Source organism: Nocardia thailandica NBRC 100428 (assembly GCF_000308795.1).
Classification (GTDB): domain Bacteria; phylum Actinomycetota; class Actinomycetes; order Mycobacteriales; family Mycobacteriaceae; genus Nocardia; species Nocardia thailandica.
In genome coordinates this window covers 1-3,188 of record NZ_BAGK01000003.1, presented here as the reverse complement: position 1 = coordinate 3,188, position 3,188 = coordinate 1, and the positions used below count along the sequence as shown (strand labels likewise).

The 3,188-nt window shown below is 69.4% G+C and carries 4 protein-coding genes; all 4 read right to left on the bottom strand.

The window, feature by feature from the left end; all coding sequences use genetic code 11:
* Window positions 1-197 precede the first annotated feature (197 nt).
* Window positions 198-1,103, bottom strand: a complete 906-nt coding sequence (locus ON36_RS00210) for a cutinase family protein (RefSeq protein WP_083884811.1) — start codon at window positions 1,101-1,103, stop codon at window positions 198-200.
* A 403-nt stretch (window positions 1,104-1,506) separates the two neighbouring features.
* A complete protein-coding gene (rraA, locus tag ON36_RS00205; protein WP_043646176.1) occupies window positions 1,507-1,986 on the bottom strand; it encodes a ribonuclease E activity regulator RraA in 480 nt (159 codons plus the stop codon).
* Between the two features lie 12 nt (window positions 1,987-1,998).
* Window positions 1,999-2,457 (bottom strand): SRPBCC family protein, encoded by a 459-nt coding sequence (locus ON36_RS00200; RefSeq protein ID WP_052313489.1) that lies wholly within the window; start codon window positions 2,455-2,457, stop codon window positions 1,999-2,001.
* A 26-nt stretch (window positions 2,458-2,483) separates the two neighbouring features.
* Window positions 2,484-3,188: CopD family protein (locus tag ON36_RS00195; protein ID WP_043646174.1), on the bottom strand; the 705-nt coding region annotated here is incomplete at its 5' end.

The following is a 3,188-nucleotide window of genomic DNA, read 5'->3' as shown; positions in this document are numbered from 1 at the left end:
TGGACCCGCCACGACGGCCGGTCGTCCTGGAACCCCGCCACGACGGGCCGACCCCGAGGAGGCCCCGCCGCGCAGCGGCGGTCGCGGCCGCCCCGACGAAAAGAATCCCGACCCCATGCGGCGCAGCCGCGAGGATCGGGATTCTTTTCGTCGGGGCACAAAGGGCCGCGACTCGAGCGCGCCAGCGCTCCAATAGCTCAGTCCATGCCGTCGATCCAGTTGTGCATCCAGCTGATCGCGGTCTGGCCGCCGCCGACGCCGTAGCTGCCGTAGAGGGTGTGGGCCTGCGAGCGGTAGAAGCGTTCGAGGTCCTTGGCCCGCTGCTGGTTGGCGGCGTCGGACAGCTGGGACTGCAGGGTCGGCATGCCGCCGTGGGCCATCAGGTCGCTGATGATGGCGCCCGCTTCGATCTGGTAGCGCCACATGTTGGCCGGGTTGGCGTCCGAGCTCTGGGCGAGGAAGCCAGCGAACCGGGTGACGAAGTCGTCGGTGGCGGTGGCGCAGTAGAGGTCGTCGACCGCGCAGATGGTGCGGACCCGGTCGCTGATCCAGCCGAAGCCGCCGGGGCGGGCGCCGCCCGCGCCTGCGCCCGGAGCGATCGGGCCGACCTGGATGTCGGTGGGGGAGCGGCGCGGGTCGGAGATGAGGCCGACGCCGGCGACGCGGTCGGGGGTGATCACGCTGAGGCCGGTGCCGATCTCGGCGGCCAGGTCGCCCGCGGCGTCGGCGCCCTGGCTGTAGCCGACGAGCGCGATCTGGGTCGCGCCGCAGGCGGCGGCCTTGGCGGCGATGAGGCCGCGCGCGGTGTTCACCGCTTCCTTCTTGGAGTTGCCGTAGACATCGCCCTCCCAGGGGAAGGCGGTGGCGGCGTAGGTCACGTAGTCGACTTCGGTCCGGCTGCCGAGGCCGTTGGTCACGCCCGACAGCATGCCGGGGCCGGGTGTCTTGTCGTGTCCGGTTTCCCAGGTGCCGGGGATGGCGACCACGTAGAGGCTCGGGCATCCCCCCGGCGCCGCGGTGGCGGTGGCCGTGCCGCCGACCATCAAACCGGACACCATCGCCGCGGACGCGCCCAGGCCCGCGACAATCTTCTTCAACCGCATACTGCTCCAGTCCAAACTTGCTCACCTATTGAGAGCAAACCCCGATAAGTGCCGTTCAGATACTGGACCTGCCAGATGTCCGCCCTGTGCATAGCGAGTTAACGGAAGTAACTCGCTATCTCGGGGCGCCCGACCCGACCGGAAGTCCAGAACCAGTCCACTCCGCGAATCACAATAGGCGCAACAACATCCACTCGCCACACCAGCGGTTTGGGATGTCCGATTTCCGACAGCGAGGACAGGAATCGCATCGTGGTGACGTGTCACACAGGGGCGCAGGGGGTCCGGTTCGGGCCGTTCGACGGCTCGCGGCCGAGGACCGACACGTAACGCCGAAGGCGCGGTATCGGTCCTCGGCCGCGAGGTCACGAAGCCGAGAATTCGCGGCGACCGCCGCGACCGATCAGCGGACGACGACGCCGTCGTGGTCGCTGTAGACCATCTCGCCGGGGTTGAAGGTCACCCCGCCGAACTCGACCGGCACGTCCTTCTCGCCGCTGCCGGTCTGGGTGCTCTTGCGCGGGTTGGTGCCCAGCGCCTTCACGCCGATGTCGAGGGTGCGCAGGATGGCGGAGTCGCGGACCGCGCCGTTGACGATGACGCCCGCCCAGCCGTTGTCGACGCCGCGACCGGCGATGATGTCGCCGACCAGGGCGGTGTGGATGCTCGCGCCGCCGTCGACGACCAGCACCCGGCCCTCGCCCGGCTCGCTCAGGGTCTGCTTCACCAGCAGGTTGTCCTGGAAGCAGCGGATCGTGACGATCGGCCCGGCGAACGCCTCACGCCCGCCGAACTGGAGGAACTGCGTGTCGCAGCTGCGGATCTCGGGGCCGATCTCGTCGGCCAGATCGGCGGTGGCCACTACATTCGCTGACTCGGTCATGGCCCGATTCTGTCAGGCCCGTCCGCTGTTGTGCACATCTGTGATCTGCGCGATCAGGTGTTCTGTGGTGTGCTTCACGGCGATCTTCACGAACGGTTCGATGGTCTTGCCGAGCACCTTGCCGGTGATGCCGCTACCGGTGTTGAAGTCGATCACGGCGTCGATCGTGCACAGGTCCGGACCCTTGGGATAGAACAGGAACGTCGATTCCACCTGGAAACCCTTGATGGACTTCACCCCGATCGCGCGGTTCGGCTCCCACCGCACGACCTCGATCCGCGACTTCAGCGAGGCGGGTCCGAGCTTCATGTCGCCGTCGAAGGTCGCGCCGAGTCCCTCGGTCTGCTCGGTGACCGGGACGAAGGATTCGATCCCGTAGAGGAAACTCGAGAGATTGCGGTAGTCGTTCACGTACGCCCAGGCGGTCTCCGCCGAAGCGGCACAGTCCTCGACGATCCTCACTTCCGTCATAGGAGCGACCCTAGCGTGCGCGACCGTCAGGCCGTCACAGCCAGGGCGGCGGCCAGGCCGAAGGCCACCCCCATCACGGTCAGCTCGACCACCGCGTTGCGCAGGGAATCCTCGGCCGTGCCGCGGTGGTCGCGGGTGCGGGGGACCCAGTGCCGCCGCCACCACCAGCCCAGCCCGGCGAGGACGAGCAGCACGGCCAGTTTGGCCAGCAGGATGTGGCCGTAGCCGGTGCGCAGCAGGCCCGCCGGTCCGTCGGCCCGGATGAGGCCGTTGATCAGGCCGGACGCGGCGAGCAGCACGATGAGCGGCGCGGCGAGGCCCGAATAGCGCGGCAGGGCGGCGGCCCAGTCGCCGCGGGTACGCAGGACGAGGGCCATGGCGATCAGCAGGCCGAACCAGCAGGCGGCGGCCAGCGCGTGCACCGCGGCGAGCACCGAGCCGAGCGCCTGCTGGGACATGTGCCCGGTGACCGGGCGCAACGCCAGCGCCACCGCCGCGAAGATCAGCACCAGATCGGGGGAGGCGGTGGCGGGCCTGCGGAACGACAGCGCGCTGTAGCAGGCGATCGCCGCGGTGGCGGCGAGGATCGCCAGCCCGATCTGGCCGCCGCTGAGATGGATCAGGAAGGTCCCGAAATCGGACGGGGCCAGGTCGGTGACCGGGACGCCGACGATGTCGGCCGCGTCCCCGGCGAGGACGACGAGTTCGGCGGCGAACCACACGCCCGCGGC

Excerpts from the sequence above, each read along its gene's own strand:
- rraA (WP_043646176.1), bottom strand. The coding sequence starts at position 1,986 with ATGACCGAGTCAGCGAATGTAGTGGCCACCGCCGATCTGGCCGACGAG.
- ON36_RS00200 (WP_052313489.1), bottom strand. The coding sequence starts at position 2,457 with ATGACGGAAGTGAGGATCGTCGAGGACTGTGCCGCTTCGGCGGAGACC.
- ON36_RS00210 (WP_083884811.1), bottom strand. The coding sequence starts at position 1,103 with ATGCGGTTGAAGAAGATTGTCGCGGGCCTGGGCGCGTCCGCGGCGATG.